Source organism: Streptomyces sp. NPDC087270 (assembly GCF_044744625.1).
Classification (GTDB): Bacteria; Actinomycetota; Actinomycetes; order Streptomycetales; family Streptomycetaceae; genus Actinacidiphila.
This window is the reverse complement of sequence record NZ_JBIUYR010000004.1, coordinates 375,818-394,020: the sequence shown is the minus strand read 5'-3', so window position 1 is coordinate 394,020 and position 18,203 is coordinate 375,818. Positions and strand designations below refer to the sequence as shown.

Below are 18,203 nucleotides of genomic sequence, written 5' to 3'. Positions count from 1 at the left end.
GGCACCAACGCCCGCTCTGACATACCGTCAGCCGTGCTGGCCACCGGCGGACTTGTCGTAGTTGTCGTGCCAGGCCGCCTTCGCGCCGGACTCCCCGATCCGGTAGACGTCCACGACGGCACCGGCGGACACGACGACGGCCAGCACCGCGGCCACCGTACGCAGCGACGCCGGCGACCTCCACCGCGCGCCACCGGCCGCGGGGCCGTCCGCCGCCGCCTCCACGGGCCGCGCAAGGCGCCGCCCCAGCCACCACACCCCGAGCGTCACCAGGAACAGACCGATCGCCCAGGGCAGCAGACCGTCGCCCAACTCCGTGTGCTTGCGGATGAGCGGGTCGTTGCCCACCCGGGACTGCAACCACTCACCCGCGTGCGTGGTGACCGGCACGAGCCCCAACGTCACCAGCCCCAGCAGCGGAAGCACCAGCCCCAAGCGCCGGGCGTACCTGGGCTGCACCGCGCACACCACCGCGGCCAGCGCCGTCAACGGCACCAGCACCACCACGAAGTGCACGAACAGGATGTGCGCCGGCAGTCCGTCTATGTGCGTCAGGCTCATGGGCGTTTCTCCACGGAAGGTGACGAGCGCGGCGAGCAGCGGCAGTCGCCGGCCCACGTCGCTCGGAAGGAGATCGCAGCCTTCCACGCCAACTTCTCAGCTCCTTCTGAACCACGGACCGAGAGGCGATACCGAGCGCGACGCGTGACGCGACCCGTCGAGGACGGGGCGGTTGGCGGACTCGTACATCCGGCAGCCGCTGTCGGGGCGGCCGCCCTCACCGTTCCCCGGCCGCCCACCTGCCCAGGCCCGTCTCGCGCAGAATCCGTTCGACGCTCGCCGTCAGAGCGCTGTCCGCGCCGATGACCGTTTCGACGCCGCCGGGCAGCAGGTCGGCCGCGCGGTACCAGCCGCGCATCTCCGCCTCGCCGTACTCCCCCTCCTGCGGCTTCGTCGCGTGCCGGCGCAGCGTCTCCTCGAACGGCACGTCCAGGTAGTACGCGTGGGTCGCGCCGCGGTGGTCGGACATCAACTCGGCCAGCATCGCGCCGTAGTGCTCGGCGTACAGGATGCCCTCCACGACCACGTGAAAGCCGTGGTCCAGCGCGTAACGCGCCACCACGCCGATCAGGCCGACGTTCGACGCACCCGGCCGGTCCCACTCCCGCAGCACCGTACGCCGCAGGTTGTCCTGCCCGACGATCGCCAGCCCCCGCCCGAACCCCGCTCGCAGCCCCGCCGCGACCGACGACTTCCCCGACGCGCTGTTGCCCCGCACCACGACCAGAACCGTATCCACGCTCCCCGTCCTCACCCCCGCCACGCTAACGGCCTGCACCGACACCGCCCGTGGCCGGGCGAAGCCCCCGAGCATCACCAGGTGCGCGAGTTCACCGGCGGGGGTCGCACGCCGACGGACAGCCCGGCACGGACGACGCGTGACGGTCTTCCCGGCCGGCGAGGTGTCGGGAGGCGGATGATGGGGTGATGCTGGTGCGGATCGAGGGGCGGGAACTGCCGGGGCGGGAGTGCGGGCCGTCGCCGGATGCTCCGTCGGGGTACCAGAACGTTCATGTCGGTGTGCAGCGCCGGGGGCACCCGGGTGAGCTGCTCGGCCTGGTGTCGGGGGACGCGCCGTCGGTGGTGTGGGAGTTGGAGGTCACGGCCACGGCGGTCGCGGGTGGATGGGACCTGCGCGGGCCGTATGTGCAGGGCCGGCCCGGGGGCCGATTCGTCTACCTGTCCTGGGGGACGGTCGAGCCGGCCCGCGGCTTCGCGATGTTCCGGCGGGCGAAGCTGCTGTTCAACGGCGTGGATCGCGAGGTCCTCGAATCGGCCGTCGCGCGGGGCGCGCTGGTCGGGAGGCTGGGGCTCACCGACGTACGGGGCAACCCGTTGTGCGCCGCTGTCGGGCCGCCCTTGATCGAGTGGTCGGCTCCCTGACCGCGCCGATCGGAGACGAAATCGGCTCCGCGCACGATGAGTTGAGCGCGCTCGTCGAGGAGGAACGCGCCCCCTGGAGCCGCCGGCTTCCTCGACACCGCGCTTGATGGTCCGTCACGTACTTGGAGCGGCCCCCGGGCGTGGTGGTGACGTGCCGCGCGGGGGCCGCTCCCCTCTGGTGGGAGGTCAGCTGGTGAAGTCCATGTACTTCCAGCTGCCGTACGTGGTGGCGTTCACGTTGTCGCCGGAGCCGTTCTCCACGTAGACCGCCCGGATTCGGGCTCGGAGACCGGACTTGCCCGGGGCACCCAGGTTCACCGCCACCTTGCCGTTGGAGGCGAGCGCGAAGTACTCGGAGTCGGAGGTGTACCAGGCGCCGCCGTAGTAGAGCTGCAGGTCGAGCCGCACCTTGCGGCCCTTGTGGTAGTTCATGCTGGTGGTGAGCACCGGCGCGGTCTTCTTGTGGTAGTACGCGTAGGTGGTGGACCCGATCTTCGCGGTCTGGTACTGCTTCGAGAGCGCCGTCGAGACGCGAGCATAGGCGTACACGTGGGTGGTGACCGTCTTCGAGGCGGTGCGGTCGTCGCCCGCGTAGACGGCACTGAGGGTCCAGTTGCGGTTCATGGTCACCGATACCGAAAGGTTGCCGGCGGAGCTGACCTTGCCGCTCTTCAGTAGCCGCTTGCCCTCGTCGGCGCCGTACGGGTCGCCGTAGACCGCCACCGTGCGGTTCTTGTACTCCGAGCCGAGGTGGACCGTGTAACTGACCTTCTTGCCATAGTTGTAGTGCTTGCCGTTGTTGCTGACGGTCAGCTTGGGCGTGGTGCGGGAGACCGCGACCTTGGCCGAGGTGCTGACGGCGGTGTGCGTGACGTCACCCGCGTACGCGACCGTGTAGGTCACCGTGCCGCCGGCCGGCGGGGTGTCGGTGAAGCTGAACGTGCCGCCGGAGCCGGTGGTGACCGAGGGCAGCGCCTTGCCCTTCGGGCTGTCCAGGTCGGTGCGGGTCACCCGCAGTTTGACGCCGGCCGTGAGCGGCACCGTCGCGCTGATCTTGCCGGTGACGGTGAGCTTTTTGGCACGTGGCGCACTGGTGGGGGCCTTCACCGACACGGTCGGCACGTTGCGTGTCGGGTCGGTGAGAATCTTGAGGGTGTAGCTGGTCGGCGAGCCGCTGTTGCTGCTGTAGGCGCCCTCCAGGGCGTAGACGCGCGACTCGTCCGGTGCCCAGACCGCGTCGACCGTCTGGGCGTTGGTGGCATAGGTGTGGATCGGCTGGGTGCCCTCGGGCCGGTAGATCCGCACCGTGCCGCCCTCGACCTGGGCGACCATGCCGTGGGGAGAGATGTCGCCGCTCTCCGCGGCGGTGTTGGGGTACGCGCCGGTCTGGGTCCAGTTGCTCTGGGTATAGCTCATGCGGTAGGTGCCGTTGAGCAACAGCCCGCCGCCGGGGATGAGATCGACGTCCTCGGCGATCTCCACGGGCCCGCCGTGGGGGGTCACATCAGCCACAGTCTGCGGCGTCCCGCTGGAGACGTCGAACACGGTCACCGTGCACGGCGACAAGCCCTCGGTGAGGGCAGTCAGCAGGTTCGGATCAGTCGGGCTTGCGCTCAGCGCCTCCGGATTCCACAGCAGGTTCTGCGGGGTCTGCCCCACCGTCACGGTGCCGGAAGGGTCGACGGAGCCCAGGCCGGCGGCCCACTGGTCGCCGTAGCTGAACCAGAGCTTGTCCCCGGCGAAGGCCACGTACGTCGGCCCCTTGTTGGTGTCGACCGGATAGCGGGCCTCGACGGCGAGCGTGGCCGCGTCGATGGCCACGATCTCGTGTGAGGCGGACGCTGCGGCGTACAGGGTCGAGCCGTCGGTGGAGACGGCCAGGCCGGAGACGCCGGGGATGCCGGTGAGCGAACCGAGTTTCGTCCCGTTCGGGTCGGCGGCGTAGACGGTGCCGGCGGTGTGGTCTGCGACGAAGACCCGGTTCAGCGGGCCGTCGGCTGCGATGCCGCCGTCCGAGGTGACGGTGACGGCGGGAGCCGACGTCGCCGACACGGGTGCCGCGGCACCGAAGCCGAGCACCACCGAACCGAGCAGGACCGCGGTGGCAGTCGCTATGGATGAACTGCGCGTACGCACAGGTGTGGCCCCCCAGGGTGGACAGCAAAAAAGCAGGTGGAGCCCGGCGCGGTAGGGCGGTGGGGCGCGGATGCTCCCGCCCCCTCGGCAGCCACCGCGCAGCTCGGGCTGAGGCCCGGATACTACGTCACGGTGACGACAGCCAGCTCCGGATTTCCCCTCTCCACGCGGAGCGGCCGCCACCGATCAGGTACGACGCCGCCCGCTCACCTGCGACGGCCCTACCGCTTGGTGGGTGTTCCGGGTTGTTCGCGGGTGGCAGGGGGGAGGTGGGGTCAGCTGGGGCGGTGCTGGGTGGCGGATTTGCCGGTGCGGTCGCGGAGCAGCACGCGGAGGGTGTTGGCGCTCTCGTAGCCGACGCGGCGGGCGATGGTCTCGATCGTCTGGTCGGTGGTGCGGAGGAGGTGGGTGGCCTGTTCGACGCGAAGGTCCTGGACGAAGCGGACGGGTGAGAGGCCGAGGACGGCCCGGGTGGTGCGTTGCAGGGTGCGTTCGCTGACCCCGATCGCGGCGGCGGCGTCCTTGACGCTGAGCGGCTGGTCGAGGTGGGCGCGGGCCCAGTGCTCGAACGCGGCGACGGTGGGGTCGCACGCGGCGAGGGTGCCCGGCATGGTGTGGGCGGCCTGGGAGGGCCGTTCGTCGATGACGAGGTAGTTGGCGACCAGGTCGCTGAGCGCGGGACTGCGCCGGCGGATCAGGGTCAGCCCCAGGTCGATGTGGCCGAAGGCCGCGCCGGCGGTCGTGATGCCGTCGCAACTGGTCACCATCTGCCGCTGGTCGAGCGTCACCCGCGGGTATCGGCGGCGGAACAGCGGCGCGAGCCACCAGGTGGTGGTGGCGCGCAGGCCGTCCAGGACGCCCGCCTCGGCGAGGAGGAAGCTTCCGGCGCAGGCGGTGGCGATCGGGGTGCGCCGGGCGCGGGCCCGGACGATCAGCTCCCGCGCGGGGGCCGTACGCGGGCCGGACAGGTGGGCCACCAGCTCGTCGGGGCGCCGCTCGGCCACGCCGGGGATCAGCAGCAGGTCGCACTCCTCGGCCTGCGCGACGGGCGCCGCGGTGACGCGGTGTCCCGCGCCCGTGCGTACGGTGCGGGTGAAGCCGACCGTGGTCAGCTGCCAGGTGGGCGGCGGCTGGGGCAGCCGGGTCCGCAGCGTATTGGCGCAGTGCACGATGTCGAGGAGGGCGGCCAGGCCCGAGTCGAAGACCCCGTCGAGGACGAGCACGGCGACGCGCATGACGGAAACGGTAGCGAATGTGCCGCGTCCGCCACTGCCGGCCCGTGGGCGCGGCGCCTAGCGTCGTGGTGGCCGGCGGTCGCCGACCGGATTCGACGAGGTGGGAGCAGCACATGTCGCAGGTGGGATTCCGGCTCCGGATCGAGGCCAGGCCCGACCGCGCCGCCGAGGTGGAGGCCGCGCTCCGGGACGCCCTGGAGCTGGCCCGCGCCGAGCAGGGCACGGTCACCTGGTTCGCCTTCAAGGAGGGCCCGACCGTGTTCGGGATCTTCGACACCTTCGACGACGAGGAGGGCCGCGCCGCGCACTTCGACGGAAAGATCGCCGACGTCCTGAAGGAGATCGGCCCGAGGATGTTCGCGGCCGCCCCGGAGGTCCACCGGACGGACCTGCTGGCGGTCAAGCTCCCCTGAACCGCCGCCGGGGGCGCGCAACGTGCCGACGGTTCGCCTGGCACGGCGCCGCCCGGATCTCGGGACGCGGTCGCGCGCTCAGTGCAGCTGGCGGCGGACCAGCCGGTGGAACAGGCCGCCGGTGTCGGCGAGCAGTTCGGCCGGCGGTCCCTGCTGGGCCACGCGGCCGTCGGCCATCACGATCACCCGGTCGGCGTCCATGATCGTGGACAGCCGGTGGGCGATCACGACCCGGGTGGCCCGCAGCGCGCGGGTGCTCTCCATCACGACGCCCTGGGTCTCGTTGTCGAGCGCGCTGGTGGCCTCGTCGAAGAAGAGGATGCGGGGCCGGCGGATCAGCGCCTGGGCGATCATCAGCCGCTGCCGCTGCCCGCCCGAGACGGCGCCGCCGCCGTCCGAGAGCACGGTGTGCATCCCCATCGGCATCCGCTTGATGTCCTCGGCCAGCCCGGCGAGTCGGGCAGCCTGCCACGCCTCTTCGAGGGTGTACGCCCCGGCGCCGCGGATGCAGTCGAGGATCGAGCCGGTGAACGGCTGCGCGTTCTGCAGGACCACCCCGCACTGCCGGCGCAGCGCCGACTGGTCGAGGGCGGCGAGGTCCTGCCCGTCGTAGTGCACGCCGCCGGAGACCGGCCGGTCGAAGCCGATGAGCAGCCGCAGCAGCGTCGACTTGCCGCAGCCGCTGGCCCCCACGATCGCGGTGAACTCGCCCGGCCTGACCCGGAAGGACACATCGTCCAGGACCAGCGGCGCGTCGTCGGCGTACCGGAAGGTGAGGTTCCGCGCCTCGATCGCGCCGGACAGCGCGCCGGGCTGCGTGCTGCCGCCGCGTACTTCGGGAGCCGCTTCGAGGATCGGCTTGACCTGCTCGAAGAGCGGCAGCACGGCGGCGGCGGACAGCAGTGCGCCGGTCAGCTGCGTCACGGAGGTCAGCATCATCGTCACCGCGGTGTTGAAGGTGAGGAAGGCGCCGGCCGACAGGGCACCGCGGGCCGGGCCCGCGAGCAGCATGAACATGGTGAGCGTGCAGAACGGCAGGCACACCGAGTTGAAGACGGTGATGAGGTTCTTCGTCCGGCCGACCCGCTGTTGCAGCTCCCGGCTGTGGGCGAACTCCCCTGCCCAGGCGCCGTAGGCGAAGCTCTCCGCCGCCGAGACCCGCAGTTTCGGCAGGCCGCGCAGCGTCTGGAAGGCCAGGTTGTTGAGCTTGTTGGTGAGCACGACCAGCTTGCGCTGCCAGCGCAGTTGGGCCAGCCCCAGGCCGAGGAACACCGCGCCGACCACGAGCAGCAGGGCGACGGCCACCAGCGTCAGCGGCACGCTGTACCACAGCAGCAGGACGAGGTTGACCGCACCGACCGTGCCGGCCTGCACGATCACGGAGCTGATGCCCGACAGCACCCGGCGGATCGCGCTGATGCCCATGGCCGCGCTCGCCAGTTCCCCGGTGGAGCGTTCGGCGAAGAACCGGGTCGGCAGCCTCAGCAACCGGTCCCAGACCGCGGGTTGCAGGGTGGCCTCGACCCGGCCCTCGACCCGCAGGATGGCGGTGTTCTGCATCAGCATGAACGCGGTGGAGACCACGGTGGTGGCCACGATCGCCAGCGCGGTCTGGACGATCAGGCTGTTCTCGGCGTTCGGGACGTACTCGCCGAGCACCCGGCCGGTCGCGATCGGCACCAGCGCGCCGAGGCCGACCGCGACCAGCCCGCCCAGCAGCAGGGCGCGCAGGTCCGCGCCGGTGCCGCGCAGGCAGAAGCCGAGCAACCGGCGTGCGGACAGCGGCTCTTCGGGCAACGGCCGGTAGAACATGACGGCCCGGGGGGCGAATTCGGCCGCGTTGGCGCTGCCGATCCTCGCGCGGCGCCCGGTGGCCGGGGTCACCGCCTCGTAGCCGCCGCGCCGCCAAAGCAGGGCGACCGGGGCGCCGCTGGCGGCCCGATGTCCCACCAGGGGACCGGAGTTCTCCCGCCACCAGCGGCCGTTGAGCTGTACGGGACGGGTGCGCAGCCGGGCGCGCACCGCGATCCGCTCGACCGCGCTCATCCGGTCGGCGGCGTCCGCGCCCTCCGGTCCCGGGCCGCCGTCCACGGCCGGCCCGAGGTCGATCCCGGCCGCGTCGGCGACCAGGCGGCAGGCGGCGAGGGTGCCGTCGTCGCCCGCGGGTCCGCGGCTTCCGGCCGCCCGGCCGGGACCCGACCTGCCGGCACCGGGCTTGCCGATCGACGCGAGCAGGGTGTGGTCCGCCTGCTCGCGCACCTCCTCGCCGGCCTTGATCCCGGCCGCCGCCCGGTCCTCGTGCGCCTGCTCCGACTGCTCGATCCAGCGGTCGAGGGCGAACAGCAACCGGGTCTGCTGCTCGACCATCCGCCGCCACATCCCGCCGTCGACGAGCAGGTCCCCGCCCGGCTCCCCGCCGTAACCGCCTTGGTACGGTGCGCCGTTCGCGGTCGCGTACGGTCCGCCGTTCGCGGTCCCGTAGGCGTCGGCGTGCCCCTGCCCGTACCCGTCCCCGTAGGCGTACTGGACGCTGCCCGGGGCCACCGGCATCCACAGGATGCCGTCGTCGGGCGAGCCGCTCTCCTCGGCCCGGTCACCGGGCCGGCCCGCGCCAGGTGCGCTGCCCGGGGCCGGGCGGCCTTCCACGGGTGCGTCGAACAGGACGCTCAGGCCGCGCCCGATGCCGCGGGCGAACGCGTTCTCCAGCGGGCCGCCGCCCCACGCCTGGCTGCTCTCGGCCCACCCGTCGCCGTACGCCGAGCCGTCGCCGTACGCCGAGCCGTCGCCGTACGCCGAACCGTACGCCGAACCGTATGCCGAGCCGTCGCCGTAACCGCCGCCCTGCGCGGGCTGATCGCCGTAGCCGGTGCCGAACAGTTCGCGCAGCGAGATGCGGTGCAGAACGCAGTCCTCCAACGGCCTTGCCACGAGGGTGTGTTGCGGGCCGTCGGCCGGGCCGAGCAGCAGGGTCCCGGTGCGGAGCCGGCCGAGGAAGTGCCAGCGGCCCTGCCGCGCCGCGTCGACCGCGAACAGGTCCATCGCCCCGCGCGCGACCAGCCACAGCACGTGCGGGCCCTCCAGCGACAGGCTGCGCCGGCCGGCCGGGGGGACCGGCCGGCCCAGCCCGCCCATGGCGTCCAGTACCGGGTCACCGGGACCCGCGCCGCCGGTCAGCGGCGGGTGCACGGAGGTCACCTCAGCGCTCCCTGACCAGGTCGGCGTACGGCCCGCCGGCGGCGACCAGGTCCTCGTGGCGGCCCCGCTCCACGACCCGGCCACGGTCCAGGACGACGATCTCGTCGCTGTCGCGGACCGTGCTGAGCCGGTGCGCGATCACGACGCAGGCGCAGCCGCGCCGCCGCAGGTTGTCGATGATCACCTGCTCGGTCTCCGCGTCCAGGGCGCTGGTCACCTCGTCGAGGACCAGCACGCTGGGTCCGCGGACCAGCGCCCGGGCGATCTCCAGGCGCTGCCGCTGGCCGCCGGAGAAGTTGCGGCCGTCCTGCTCCACCCGGGCGTGGATGCCGCCGGGGCGCCGGGCGACCGCGTCGTACACGGCCGCGTCCTGGAGCGCGGAGACGACGGCCTCGTCGGGGATCGACGGGTCCCACAGCGCGACGTTGTCGCGGACGGTGCCCTCGAAGAGGAAGACGTCCTGGTCGACGAAGGACACCGACGCGGACAGCGAGCCGCGCGAGAGGTCGGAGAGCAGCTGCCCGTCGATCCGGATCTCGCCCTCCCACGGCTGGTACAGGCCCGAGATCAGCCGGGACACCGTGGACTTGCCGCTGCCCGACCCGCCGACGAGCGCGACCTGCCGGCCGGGGCCGACCGACAGCGAGAAGTCGGTGAGCAACGGCTCGTCGAGCGGGCTGTAGCCGAAGGTGATTCCCTCAAGGGTCACGTGGCCGCTGAGCCTGCGGGTGCTCGCGGCCGGCCGGTCGCGGGCGAAGAGCGGGTCGGCCGGGAAGCGCTCGACGTCCTTGAGCCGGGTCACGTCGGCGGTGAAGTCCTGCACCCGGCCGGCCACCGCGCTGAGCCGGCTGACCGGCGCGGTGAAGCTGGTGACCAGGGTCTGGAAGGCGACGAGCAGCCCGATGGAGATCTGGCCCTCCACCGCCCGGACCCCGCCGACCAGCAGGATCAGCGCGCTGTTGAGCGCGGCGAGGGTGGGCGCGACAACGGCGAGCGCCGCGCTCGGCACGCCCAGCCGCTGCTGGCCGTCGAGCGTCGTGGCGTGCTGGCCGGCCCAGCGGCGGAAGAACCCGTTCTCGCCGCCGGTGGCCTTCATCGTCTCGATCAACTGCAGTCCGCTGTATGCGGTGTTGGTCAACCGGGCCTGGTCGGCGCGGAGTTTGTGCACCCGGGTGCTTCTGATCCGTGCCACCAGGCGCAGCGCGACGATGTTCAGAAGGGCCAGTGTCACCCCGATCAGGGTCAGTTGGGGGTCGTACGTCCACAGCAGGACCGCGTAGAGGAGCACCACCACCGCGTCCACGCCGGCCGAGGCGAGGTCCCGGGCCAGGGTCTCGGCCACCGAGTCGTTGGACTGCAGGCGCTGCACGAGGTCGGCGGGGCTGCGCTGGGCGAAGAACGTGACGGGCAGCCTGAGCAGGTGGCGCAGGAACCGGGCGCTGCCGAGCGTGGAGGAGATGACGCGCCCGCGCAGCAGGTTGGCCTGCTGCACGCCGGTGAGCACGGCGGTCAGCACGACCAGCGCGGCCATCGACGAGAAGACCACCGGGAGCAGCGACGTCCGGCCGCCGAACAGGAACGTGTCGATGTACGCGCGGCTCAGCGCGGGAACCGCCACCCCCACGGCGACCAGCAGGAAGCTGGCGGCCAGCGCGGCGAGCGTGGTGCCCCGGGTGCCGCGCAGCCGGGCCGGCAGCGCGCCGGCGATTCCCGGTCTGCGGCCGCCGGGACGGAACCTGACGCCGGGCTCGAAGGTCAGCACGACGCCGGTGAAGCCCGCGTCGAACTCCTCGTCGGGGACGAACCTGCGTCCCCGGGCCGGGTCGTTGAGGCGCACGCCACGGCGGCCGAAGCGCCGCACCGTCCCCTCGTACACGACGAAGTGGTTGAACTCCCAGAACAGCACGGCCGGTGTCCGGACCTGCGCCAGCGCCGCCGACTCCATCTGCATGCCCTTGGCTTCCAGGCGGTAACCGCGGGCGGCCTTCAGCACGTTGCTCGCCCGCGAGCCGTCGCGTGAGACGCCGCAGGCGATCCGCAGTTCCTCCAGGGGGACATGGCGGCCGTAGTGGCCGAGCACCATGGCGAGCGCGGCGGCGCCGCACTCCACGGCCTCCATCTGCAACACGCTGGGGGTGCGGACGGTCTTCTGCCGCTTCGGCCGGCGCTCCTTGGGCTTCCGCCGGTCGGCGGCGCGGCGTTCGGGGGCACGGCGCCCGGCGGCGCGGTCGGCGCGGTCGGCGCGGTCGGTGCGGCGGCCGGTGCCCGCCGGGGAGTGCTGCGCGGTCACGGCTTCACCCAGTCGATCGGATGCTGCGCGGCCAGGTGGACGGCGCCGCTGAGCAGCGTCCGTGAGTCGATCGCGTACGGCGGACCGCCCGTCGACGACCACCGGTAACCGGACTTCGTGCCTGCGGCTCGGTCCAACTGGACCACCACCGCGACGGGTTGGCCCTTCGCGGAGAACTGGTCGCCCAACTGGGCGTCGCCGAGGAAGCTGGTGATCTGCTCCCGCGTCTCCGGTACCCGTCCCACCGCGAGCACCCGGCCGCGCAGCACGCCGTAGTCCCGCGTCGGCACGGTCTGGAGGGTCAGGTCGACCGCGGCTCCCGGGAGGATCGACGACGCGCTGCCGCCCTGCGCGTACAACACCGCCACCAGCGGGTCGGCGGGGCCGTCGGCGTGTTCCAGCGTCGCGAGGTCCGCTCCGGTGGCGACCACCGCGCCGATCTTGGCGGCCAGCGCCGTCACCCGCCCCGCGGCCACCGCGCGGACCGTCTCGACCGCCCGGTCCGTGCGCACGCTCAGCAGCCGCGCGCCGCTGGGGACGGTGTCGCCTTCCTTGGCGTACACCGCGGTGACCTGGCCGGCGACCGGGCTCTGTAGGACGTAACTGCCCTGCGCCCGGGTCAGGATGCCGGGGGCGGTCAGCTTGGCGGAGACCGTGCCGGTCACCGCCCAGAAGGCGGCGGCGGCCATGACGACGGCCGTGACGGCGAGCGCCAGCCGGCCCTGCGGCCGGGCGAAGCGGACCGGCATGTCGAGTTCTTCGGGTGCTTCGAGCTTGGCGAGCGCCTTCTGCCGGAACTGCACGGGGCCACTCCTTCAACGGCGTTGGTCTCGGCCGGGCGGTCCGGACAGGGCGAGTCGCGCGGGGTGCCGCAGGGCGCCGCGGGGTGCGGCCGGGCACGGCCAGGCCCCGGAACAGGCGGTTCCGGGGCCATGGTCGGACGTCTCGCGGTCAGAGACCCGCGAGACCGGTGATGCCGGACAGCGTGTTGGTGGCGCCACCCACCAGGCCGGTGACCTGGCCGACCGGCAGCGCGTCGGTGACCGGCGCGACGAGGTCGCCGAGGCCCAGGCCGTCGATGCCCAGGGCGACGCCGACGCCACCGGAGATGTTGTCCAGGTCGCCGTCGGCAAGCTCGCGGGTCTCGACCTGAGAAGCGGTGTTACGCATGAATTGCGTTCCCTTCATGACTCTGCGGAATTCCGATGAGTGAGACGGGGGGCGGATGTTCGAGCCAATACCGAACACAATTCGCAACTCCCGTTCGACGCAGGACGCTAGTACGCGTTCCGGCCGCCCGGCCACCCCGTACACCTCGATGTTTCGGTCAGCATTTCGGTACCGCAAGCAGAGTTCGTGCCCGGCCGGCCACCGGATGGCGACGTTTTCTTCACACATTTTCGAACGGCTATTCCTCTCCGCCGGAACCGCCGTTGATCACGATGCGGACATACCTGCGACTTACGATTTCCGGGCACCGGGCGCGGGAGATCGCGTCAGGGTGCTGTGCGCCTCATGCGGTCACCGTGTGCAGGATTGCCGCGCGCTCAGCGGGAGCCGGCGCGGAAGTCCGTACGGATGTCCGATCGGGAGTCCCCGCGGGAGTCCGTACGGGAGTCCGCGTGGGTGTCCACCCGCCCGAGCAGCACCGCGGGAAGCTGCTCGCGGCCGTCGATGCCGAGCTTGCGGTAGGCGTGGGTGAGGTGCACCTCGACCGTCCGCAGTCCCACCAGGAGGATCTCCGCGAGTTCCCGGTTCGTCCGGCCCTCCGCGGCGAGCGTGGCGGTCCGCAGCTCGGCCGCGGTGAGGGACGCGACCCCCGCCGTCTCGGAGGACTTCGGCGGGCGGCCGCCGCAGGCGGACAGCTCGATCCGCGCCCGCCCGGCCAGGTCCGCGCAGCCGCACTCCTCCGCGAGGGCCAGCGCCGTACGCAGCGCCCGCCTGGCCGGTATCCGGCGGTTGGCCCGGCTGAGCGCGGAACCGTGGTCGGCCAGCGACCGGGCCAGGTCGAGCCGGCCGTCCGAACGCTCGGCCACCGAGACCGACTTCTCCAGCACCGCCAGCCCCTCGGCCCCGCCGAGGACCGCGCCCATCGTGCGCAGGGCGGCGGCGAGCGGGCCGGGCGTGCCCCAGCGGCGCGCCTGCTCCACCTCGTCCGCGGCGTACCGGCGGGCCTCGGCCGGCTCGCCGAGCGCGAGCAGCGCCCGGGCCGCGTCCGAACGCCACGGCGCGACCGCCGGGTTCTCCACCTTCCAGGCCGGCAGCCGGCCGCCGGCCGCCAGCAGGTCCCGCAGCCCGTCGGCAGGGCGCCCTGTGGCCACCCGCAGCCGGCCCCGGGCGAGCAGCAGCGCCGTACCGCCCCAGGTCCGCCATGCGTCGGCGCGCGGTTCCGCCTGCTCGACCAGTGCCGCCGCCTCGTCGGACTCGCCCAGGTCGAGGTGTATCCGCACCAGCCGGGCGAGCAGTTCCACCGCCGCGCCGCTGTGCCGCGGGGCACCGCACCCGACGAGGAGTTCCAGCGCGGCCCCGGCGTCCTCGGCCGCGGCCGGCAGCCGGCCCAACTGCTGCGCGATCACCCCGCGCAGCGACCGGGCGCCGGCCAGGCCCGGCCGGTGCCCCCACCGCGCCGCCTGCCCGGCGAGCGCGTCGCAGCGCTCGAACGCGTCCTCGGCCCGGCCCGCCTGCGCGAGCACGAGCACGGCGCGCAGGCTCGGCCGCAGGGCCTCCGGGGTGACCGGGAGGACCGCCAGCGCCTGTTCGGCGCGTGCGGCGGACCGGGACCGGAACCTGCCGGCCCGTGCGGTGCGCGTGGCGACAAGGCTCAGGTAGCGTCCCTCGTCCACCGCGCCGGACCGGGCCGGCCGGCGCAGGCGGGACAGCGACCCGCCTGCCGCCTCGGCTTCCGCTTCACCGTCGCACCGAACGTCCGCGGACCACAGGGTGCGCTCACCCGGAGTGGGCGCACCGGGAGTGGGCTCACCGGGGGTGGGATCACCGGGGATGGGCTCCGGGAACGCGTCGAGGAGTCGGTCCGCCTCGCGGGAGCGGCCGGTCATGATGAGGTGCTCGGCCAGCTCGCGAAGGGCCCGTTCACGCAGGTCCCCTTCGCGCAGGTCCCCTTCGCGCAGGGCCCGTTCACGGTGGGCCGGTTCGCGCTGGCCCCGTTCCCCTGCCTCCCCTTCGCCCGGGTCCCGCTCCGGGTCGCCGCCCGCCTGATCGCGTACGCCCGGGTCCTCTACGGCCTGTTCGACCGGAGTCGTCGTCCGGCCCGGCTCGGCCGCAGCGCGGGAGACCTCCGTCAGGCGGTCGATCGCCGCGTCGAGGTCCGTGTACCCCTCGGCGTGGCCGAGTTCCGCGAGCAGCGCGATACGGGTGGGGTCGGGAAGCGGCTCGCGCAGGGCCCTGGCCAGGTAGGCGCAGGCCCGTTCGGGTTCGCCGCGGCGGAGCGCGGTCGCGGCGGCGTCGCGCAGCAGGCCGGCGGCCCAGGGTTCGGCGGGCGCGGAGGAGGACATGAGCTGTTCCGCCGCCCGGTCGCCGGGCGCACCGGTCGCCCGGAGTATCCCGGCGGCCTTGGTGTGCAGCGCGTGGAGGTCCGCGAGCGGGACGTCCTGGAGCACCGTGTTGCGCATGAGGGGCTGCGCGAACGTCATCGACTCGCCCGCCACCCCCATCAGGCCGGCCCGGTCGAGGGCGGTCATGACCTCCATGACCACCGCGGGTTCGGCGCCGCAGAGGCGGGCCACCCGGGCGAGATCCGCCTCGGCTCCCAGGACGGCGGCGGCCCGGGCGATGTCGAGGGCGTACGGCGATATCCGTCGCAGCCGGGCGCGCAGCCGGGCGGCGAGCCGGGGAACGGCGATGCCGCCCAGCACGTCCGCCGAATCCGAGGTGGGGCTGACCGCCTGGTCCCGCAGCGCCGAGGTCAACTCGGTGACGGACAAGGGGTTTCCGCCCGCCTCCCGCATCACGGCGGCGACGAACTGCCCGTCCGGTGCGGCGGCCAGCGCGCGTTCGATCACCGCCGACGTCGCCGGAGCGCTCAGGTCCGCGGGGTGCAGTTCCACCGCGCTCACGGCCAGCAACTCGTCGAGGACCGCCGGGTCGGCACACGGCTCACCCGGACACACGGTGAGCATCACGGCGATCCGCGCCCGGTCGACCCGTTGTGGCAGGGCGCTCAGCCAGCGCAGCGACTCGCGGTCGAGGTACTGGAGGTCGTCCACGGCGACGAGCACGGGGGCTCGGGTGGACAGCCGGGCCAACGCCCGGTGGAAGGAGTGGAGTTCGGCGGAGAGGACCGGCCCGGGCGTGGTCGTTGACGCGGTGGGCACCGGCGCCCCGGCCGAACCGGTCGTTCCGGAAGGGGAGTTGGAGCCGTCCGAACCCAGATCCGCGAACGGTCCCCCGACGTGCGCCAGTTCGCCGGCCACCGGCTCGAACAGCCTGCTCACCAGCCCGAACGGCAGGTCGCGCTCGGACGATATCCCTCGGGCCGACAGCACCATGAAGCCCTCGCGCCGAGCCCGGTCGAGTGCCGCGTCGAGCAGCGCCGACTTGCCCGTGCCCGCGCCCGCGCTGACCACCACCACCCGTCCGGCGCCCTCCGCCGCGGCGGCGAGCATCGCCTCGACCTCGCCGATCTCCCGGTCGCGGCCGACCAGTTCTGACTGCGCCGTCTGCATGTGTTACCCATTCCCGTGGCCGGACGGCATGACGGCGCGTGCCGGCCGGGCAGCGGTCAAGGGGAGCGGCGGGCCGTGATCACACACCCGCCCCGGACGTATCCCGGCACGCGCACCGTCGCTCCGGCCCCGATTGATCGAGGGACGAGCTGGTGCGGAGTTCCTTGCCCGGTCTTCGGAAACCATGGGCGGGCGGTGCGGCGGCACGGCCGGCGACCGCGGTGGCGGCACGCTCCCGCCGCACCGCCTGCGTTCCGCGGGCGGGCGGGCGTGAGCTGCCGGGTCGTGCCAGGTTCACTTGCACCGCAGATCAGTGGGCCGGTGGGGCGGGGCTGAGCCAGCCGCAACCATAGCGTTTCCGCGCTGACCCGGCTGGTCGGGAGGGAGCCCGGTCCCGGTCGGCCGGCGGAACGCGCGCGGGATGCTCTGCTCGTCACTGCCGGCCTGGGTCGTGACACCCGGCACGACGACGGCACCTGCGCGCGCCGGCCGCCGTCCACGCAAGGGGGCGAACGCAAGGGGCGCGGCGAGACAAGTACAGGGTGAGACTGTCACCCGACGGTCGGAGACGGAGATTCCGTGACATCGGAACACGACGAACGCGGCGACCGCGACGGTGACGCCCAACTGTCCAGGGCCGCCGACGATCCGGCGGCGTTCACGCCGCTGGTCGAGAAGTACTCGGCGGCCCTGCACGGCTACTTCGCGCGGCGGATGCCGGGCGCGGCGGACGACCTGCTGGCCGAGGCGTGGCTGCAGGCGTTCGCCGCGCGGCGAACGTTCGACGCCTCGCGCGGAACCGCCCGGGGCTGGCTGTTCGGAGTGGCCCGCAACGTCCTGGCGGGTCATGTGCGGCGGGCCGCGCGGGCGGAGGCCCCCGCGCAGGTGGAGGTCAGCGACCCGTGGCAGGCCGTGGACCAGCGGCTGGACGCCGCGGCGCTGGCGCCCGCACTGCGCAGCGCGCTGGCCGAACTGCCGTCCGAGGAGCGGGAGGTGATGCTCCTCGTCTGCTGGGAGCAACTGACCCCGGCCGAGGCGGCCACCGCCATGGGCATCCCGTTCGGAACGGCCCGTTCGCGGCTGTACCGGGCCCGGGGCAGATTGCGCGAGCGGATCGCGCCGGACCGTCCCGCGGGGAACCGCCCCGCGGGACAGAGCCTGGCCGCGACGGGAGACCTGGCATGAGTACGTACGACATGGAGGAGACGGGCATGACCGAGCGGCAGGCAGTGATGGACTTCCCGGGCGCCGAGGCTCTGCGGGCGGCGGGTCGGGTCGAGCCCGCGCCGGCGAAGGCGCTGGCCCAGGCGCTGGCGGCGGTCGAGGAAGCCGTGCGGGAGGCCTCGGTCCAGGCTCCGCGGGAGGACGCGGGGAAGGGCGCCGTGGTGCGGCCGTTCTGGAAGCGCCGCCGCGCCGTCGCCCTCCTCGCGGTCGCCGCGGTCGCGGCCGGCGTCGCGGTGGCGTCCGCGAACATGGCGGCAGGGCCCGCGGGTACGCGGCAGGGGCCGCGGGCGCAGTCCGCGTCGGCCTTCCTGAACGACGTCGCCGAGGTCGCCGCCACCCAGTCGACCGGTTCGGGCACGTACTGGAAGACCCACTTCAAGACCGGGGACACGTACACCTCCCGGTCGATGGAATTCACCTACGTCGTCGACGGCAAGGCCGTCCGCACGTCGCACGACCCCGGCTGGAGGCTCGGCTCGAGGCGCTTCGACTGGAACGCCCTCGACCGCCTGACCACCGACCCCGCGCTGCTGCTCCGGCAGATCGAGCACACCACGAAGGACTCCGCCGACGAGGACGAGGACGCGGCCACGCTCGGGTTCGTGCAGGCGAGCACCCTGCTCGCCAACGCCCCGGCCAGTCCCGAACTGCGCAGCGCGCTCTTCAGGGCGCTGGCCCAGCTGAAGGGCGTGCGCGTGGCCGGCACCGTCAAGGACAGCGCCGGGCGCAGCGGAACGGAGCTGTCCTTCCGCGGGGGCGTCGGCACCACCGAGGTGATCATCGACCCGAGGACCAGCAAGCTGCTGGAACTCAACGAGCCCTGGCGCAGCGAGAAGGACCAGCGCCAGGCGACCTACCTGTCCACCGGCCTGACCGACACGATCGGCTGACCGAACGGATCTGCCGGCCGACGACGCGGCCACGGCGCACCGCCCGGACCACGGCGCACCGCCCGGACCAGGGCGCTGCGCCGTGGCCGCCGTGGCCTCAGGCCCTCGGCGCCCCGGCGCCCGCCCACCGGTGGAAACCTGTTCACCGGAGCGCCATTGCAACTTTGACCGTACAGCATCAAACTTGGATTCCA

General features: G+C 73.3%; 13 protein-coding genes. 4 read left to right on the top strand and 9 right to left on the bottom strand.

The features are described from left to right. Positions 1–27: 27 nt before the first annotated feature. Both ACIPAE_RS10850 and ACIPAE_RS10845 read right to left on the bottom strand, forming a co-directional pair. Positions 28–561: a DUF2231 domain-containing protein gene (locus ACIPAE_RS10850; protein ID WP_328466053.1), complete on the bottom strand. Its 534-nt coding sequence runs from the start codon at positions 559–561 to the stop codon at positions 28–30. A 217-nt stretch (positions 562–778) separates the two neighbouring features. Then, a complete protein-coding gene (locus ACIPAE_RS10845) occupies positions 779–1,324 on the bottom strand; it encodes an AAA family ATPase (RefSeq protein ID WP_402444342.1) in 546 nt (181 codons plus the stop codon). A gap of 164 nt (positions 1,325–1,488) precedes the next feature. Here ACIPAE_RS10845 and ACIPAE_RS10840 point away from each other — a divergent pair, with 164 nt between their 5' ends. After that, on the top strand, positions 1,489–1,944 hold the full coding sequence (locus ACIPAE_RS10840; RefSeq protein ID WP_402444340.1) for a DUF5990 family protein: 456 nt from the start codon (positions 1,489–1,491) through the stop codon (positions 1,942–1,944). Between the two features lie 186 nt (positions 1,945–2,130). Here the strand turns inward: ACIPAE_RS10840 and ACIPAE_RS10835 are convergent, their stop codons facing one another. Both ACIPAE_RS10835 and ACIPAE_RS10830 read right to left on the bottom strand, forming a co-directional pair. Beyond that, on the bottom strand, positions 2,131–4,080 hold the full coding sequence (locus tag ACIPAE_RS10835) for a YncE family protein (RefSeq protein ID WP_402444338.1): 1,950 nt from the start codon (positions 4,078–4,080) through the stop codon (positions 2,131–2,133). A gap of 275 nt (positions 4,081–4,355) precedes the next feature. Further along, positions 4,356–5,315, bottom strand: coding sequence for a GlxA family transcriptional regulator (locus ACIPAE_RS10830; RefSeq protein WP_402444336.1), 960 nt, complete (start codon positions 5,313–5,315; stop codon positions 4,356–4,358). Positions 5,316–5,428: 113 nt separating this feature from the next. Here ACIPAE_RS10830 and ACIPAE_RS10825 point away from each other — a divergent pair, with 113 nt between their 5' ends. Continuing rightward, positions 5,429–5,728 (top strand): putative quinol monooxygenase, encoded by a 300-nt coding sequence (locus ACIPAE_RS10825; protein ID WP_402444334.1) that lies wholly within the window; start codon positions 5,429–5,431, stop codon positions 5,726–5,728. 78 nt (positions 5,729–5,806) lie between these two features. On the opposite strand, the gene ACIPAE_RS10820 is transcribed toward ACIPAE_RS10825, so the two are convergent. The 5 genes from ACIPAE_RS10820 to ACIPAE_RS10800 form a co-directional block, all read right to left on the bottom strand. Further along, entirely contained in the window at positions 5,807–8,923 is a 3,117-nt protein-coding gene (locus ACIPAE_RS10820) for an NHLP bacteriocin export ABC transporter permease/ATPase subunit (protein ID WP_402444332.1), read from the bottom strand. Between the two features lies 1 nt (position 8,924). Further along, positions 8,925–11,042, bottom strand: a complete 2,118-nt coding sequence (locus ACIPAE_RS10815) for an NHLP family bacteriocin export ABC transporter peptidase/permease/ATPase subunit (protein ID WP_329374162.1) — start codon at positions 11,040–11,042, stop codon at positions 8,925–8,927. Between the two features lie 167 nt (positions 11,043–11,209). Next, positions 11,210–12,016: an HlyD family efflux transporter periplasmic adaptor subunit gene (locus tag ACIPAE_RS10810; protein ID WP_402444330.1), complete on the bottom strand. Its 807-nt coding sequence runs from the start codon at positions 12,014–12,016 to the stop codon at positions 11,210–11,212. 148 nt (positions 12,017–12,164) lie between these two features. Next, positions 12,165–12,383, bottom strand: coding sequence for a type A2 lantipeptide (locus tag ACIPAE_RS10805; protein ID WP_328466072.1), 219 nt, complete (start codon positions 12,381–12,383; stop codon positions 12,165–12,167). Positions 12,384–12,760: 377 nt separating this feature from the next. Next, a complete protein-coding gene (locus ACIPAE_RS10800; RefSeq protein ID WP_402444328.1) occupies positions 12,761–15,895 on the bottom strand; it encodes an AAA family ATPase in 3,135 nt (1,044 codons plus the stop codon). Positions 15,896–16,474: 579 nt separating this feature from the next. Here ACIPAE_RS10800 and ACIPAE_RS10795 point away from each other — a divergent pair. Continuing rightward, a complete protein-coding gene (locus ACIPAE_RS10795; RefSeq protein ID WP_329367478.1) occupies positions 16,475–17,080 on the top strand; it encodes an RNA polymerase sigma factor in 606 nt (201 codons plus the stop codon). After that, entirely contained in the window at positions 17,077–18,009 is a 933-nt protein-coding gene (locus ACIPAE_RS10790) for a CU044_5270 family protein (RefSeq protein WP_402444325.1), read from the top strand. The genes ACIPAE_RS10795 and ACIPAE_RS10790 overlap by 4 nt, the downstream gene beginning before the upstream one ends. The last annotated feature ends 194 nt before the right edge of the window (positions 18,010–18,203 follow it).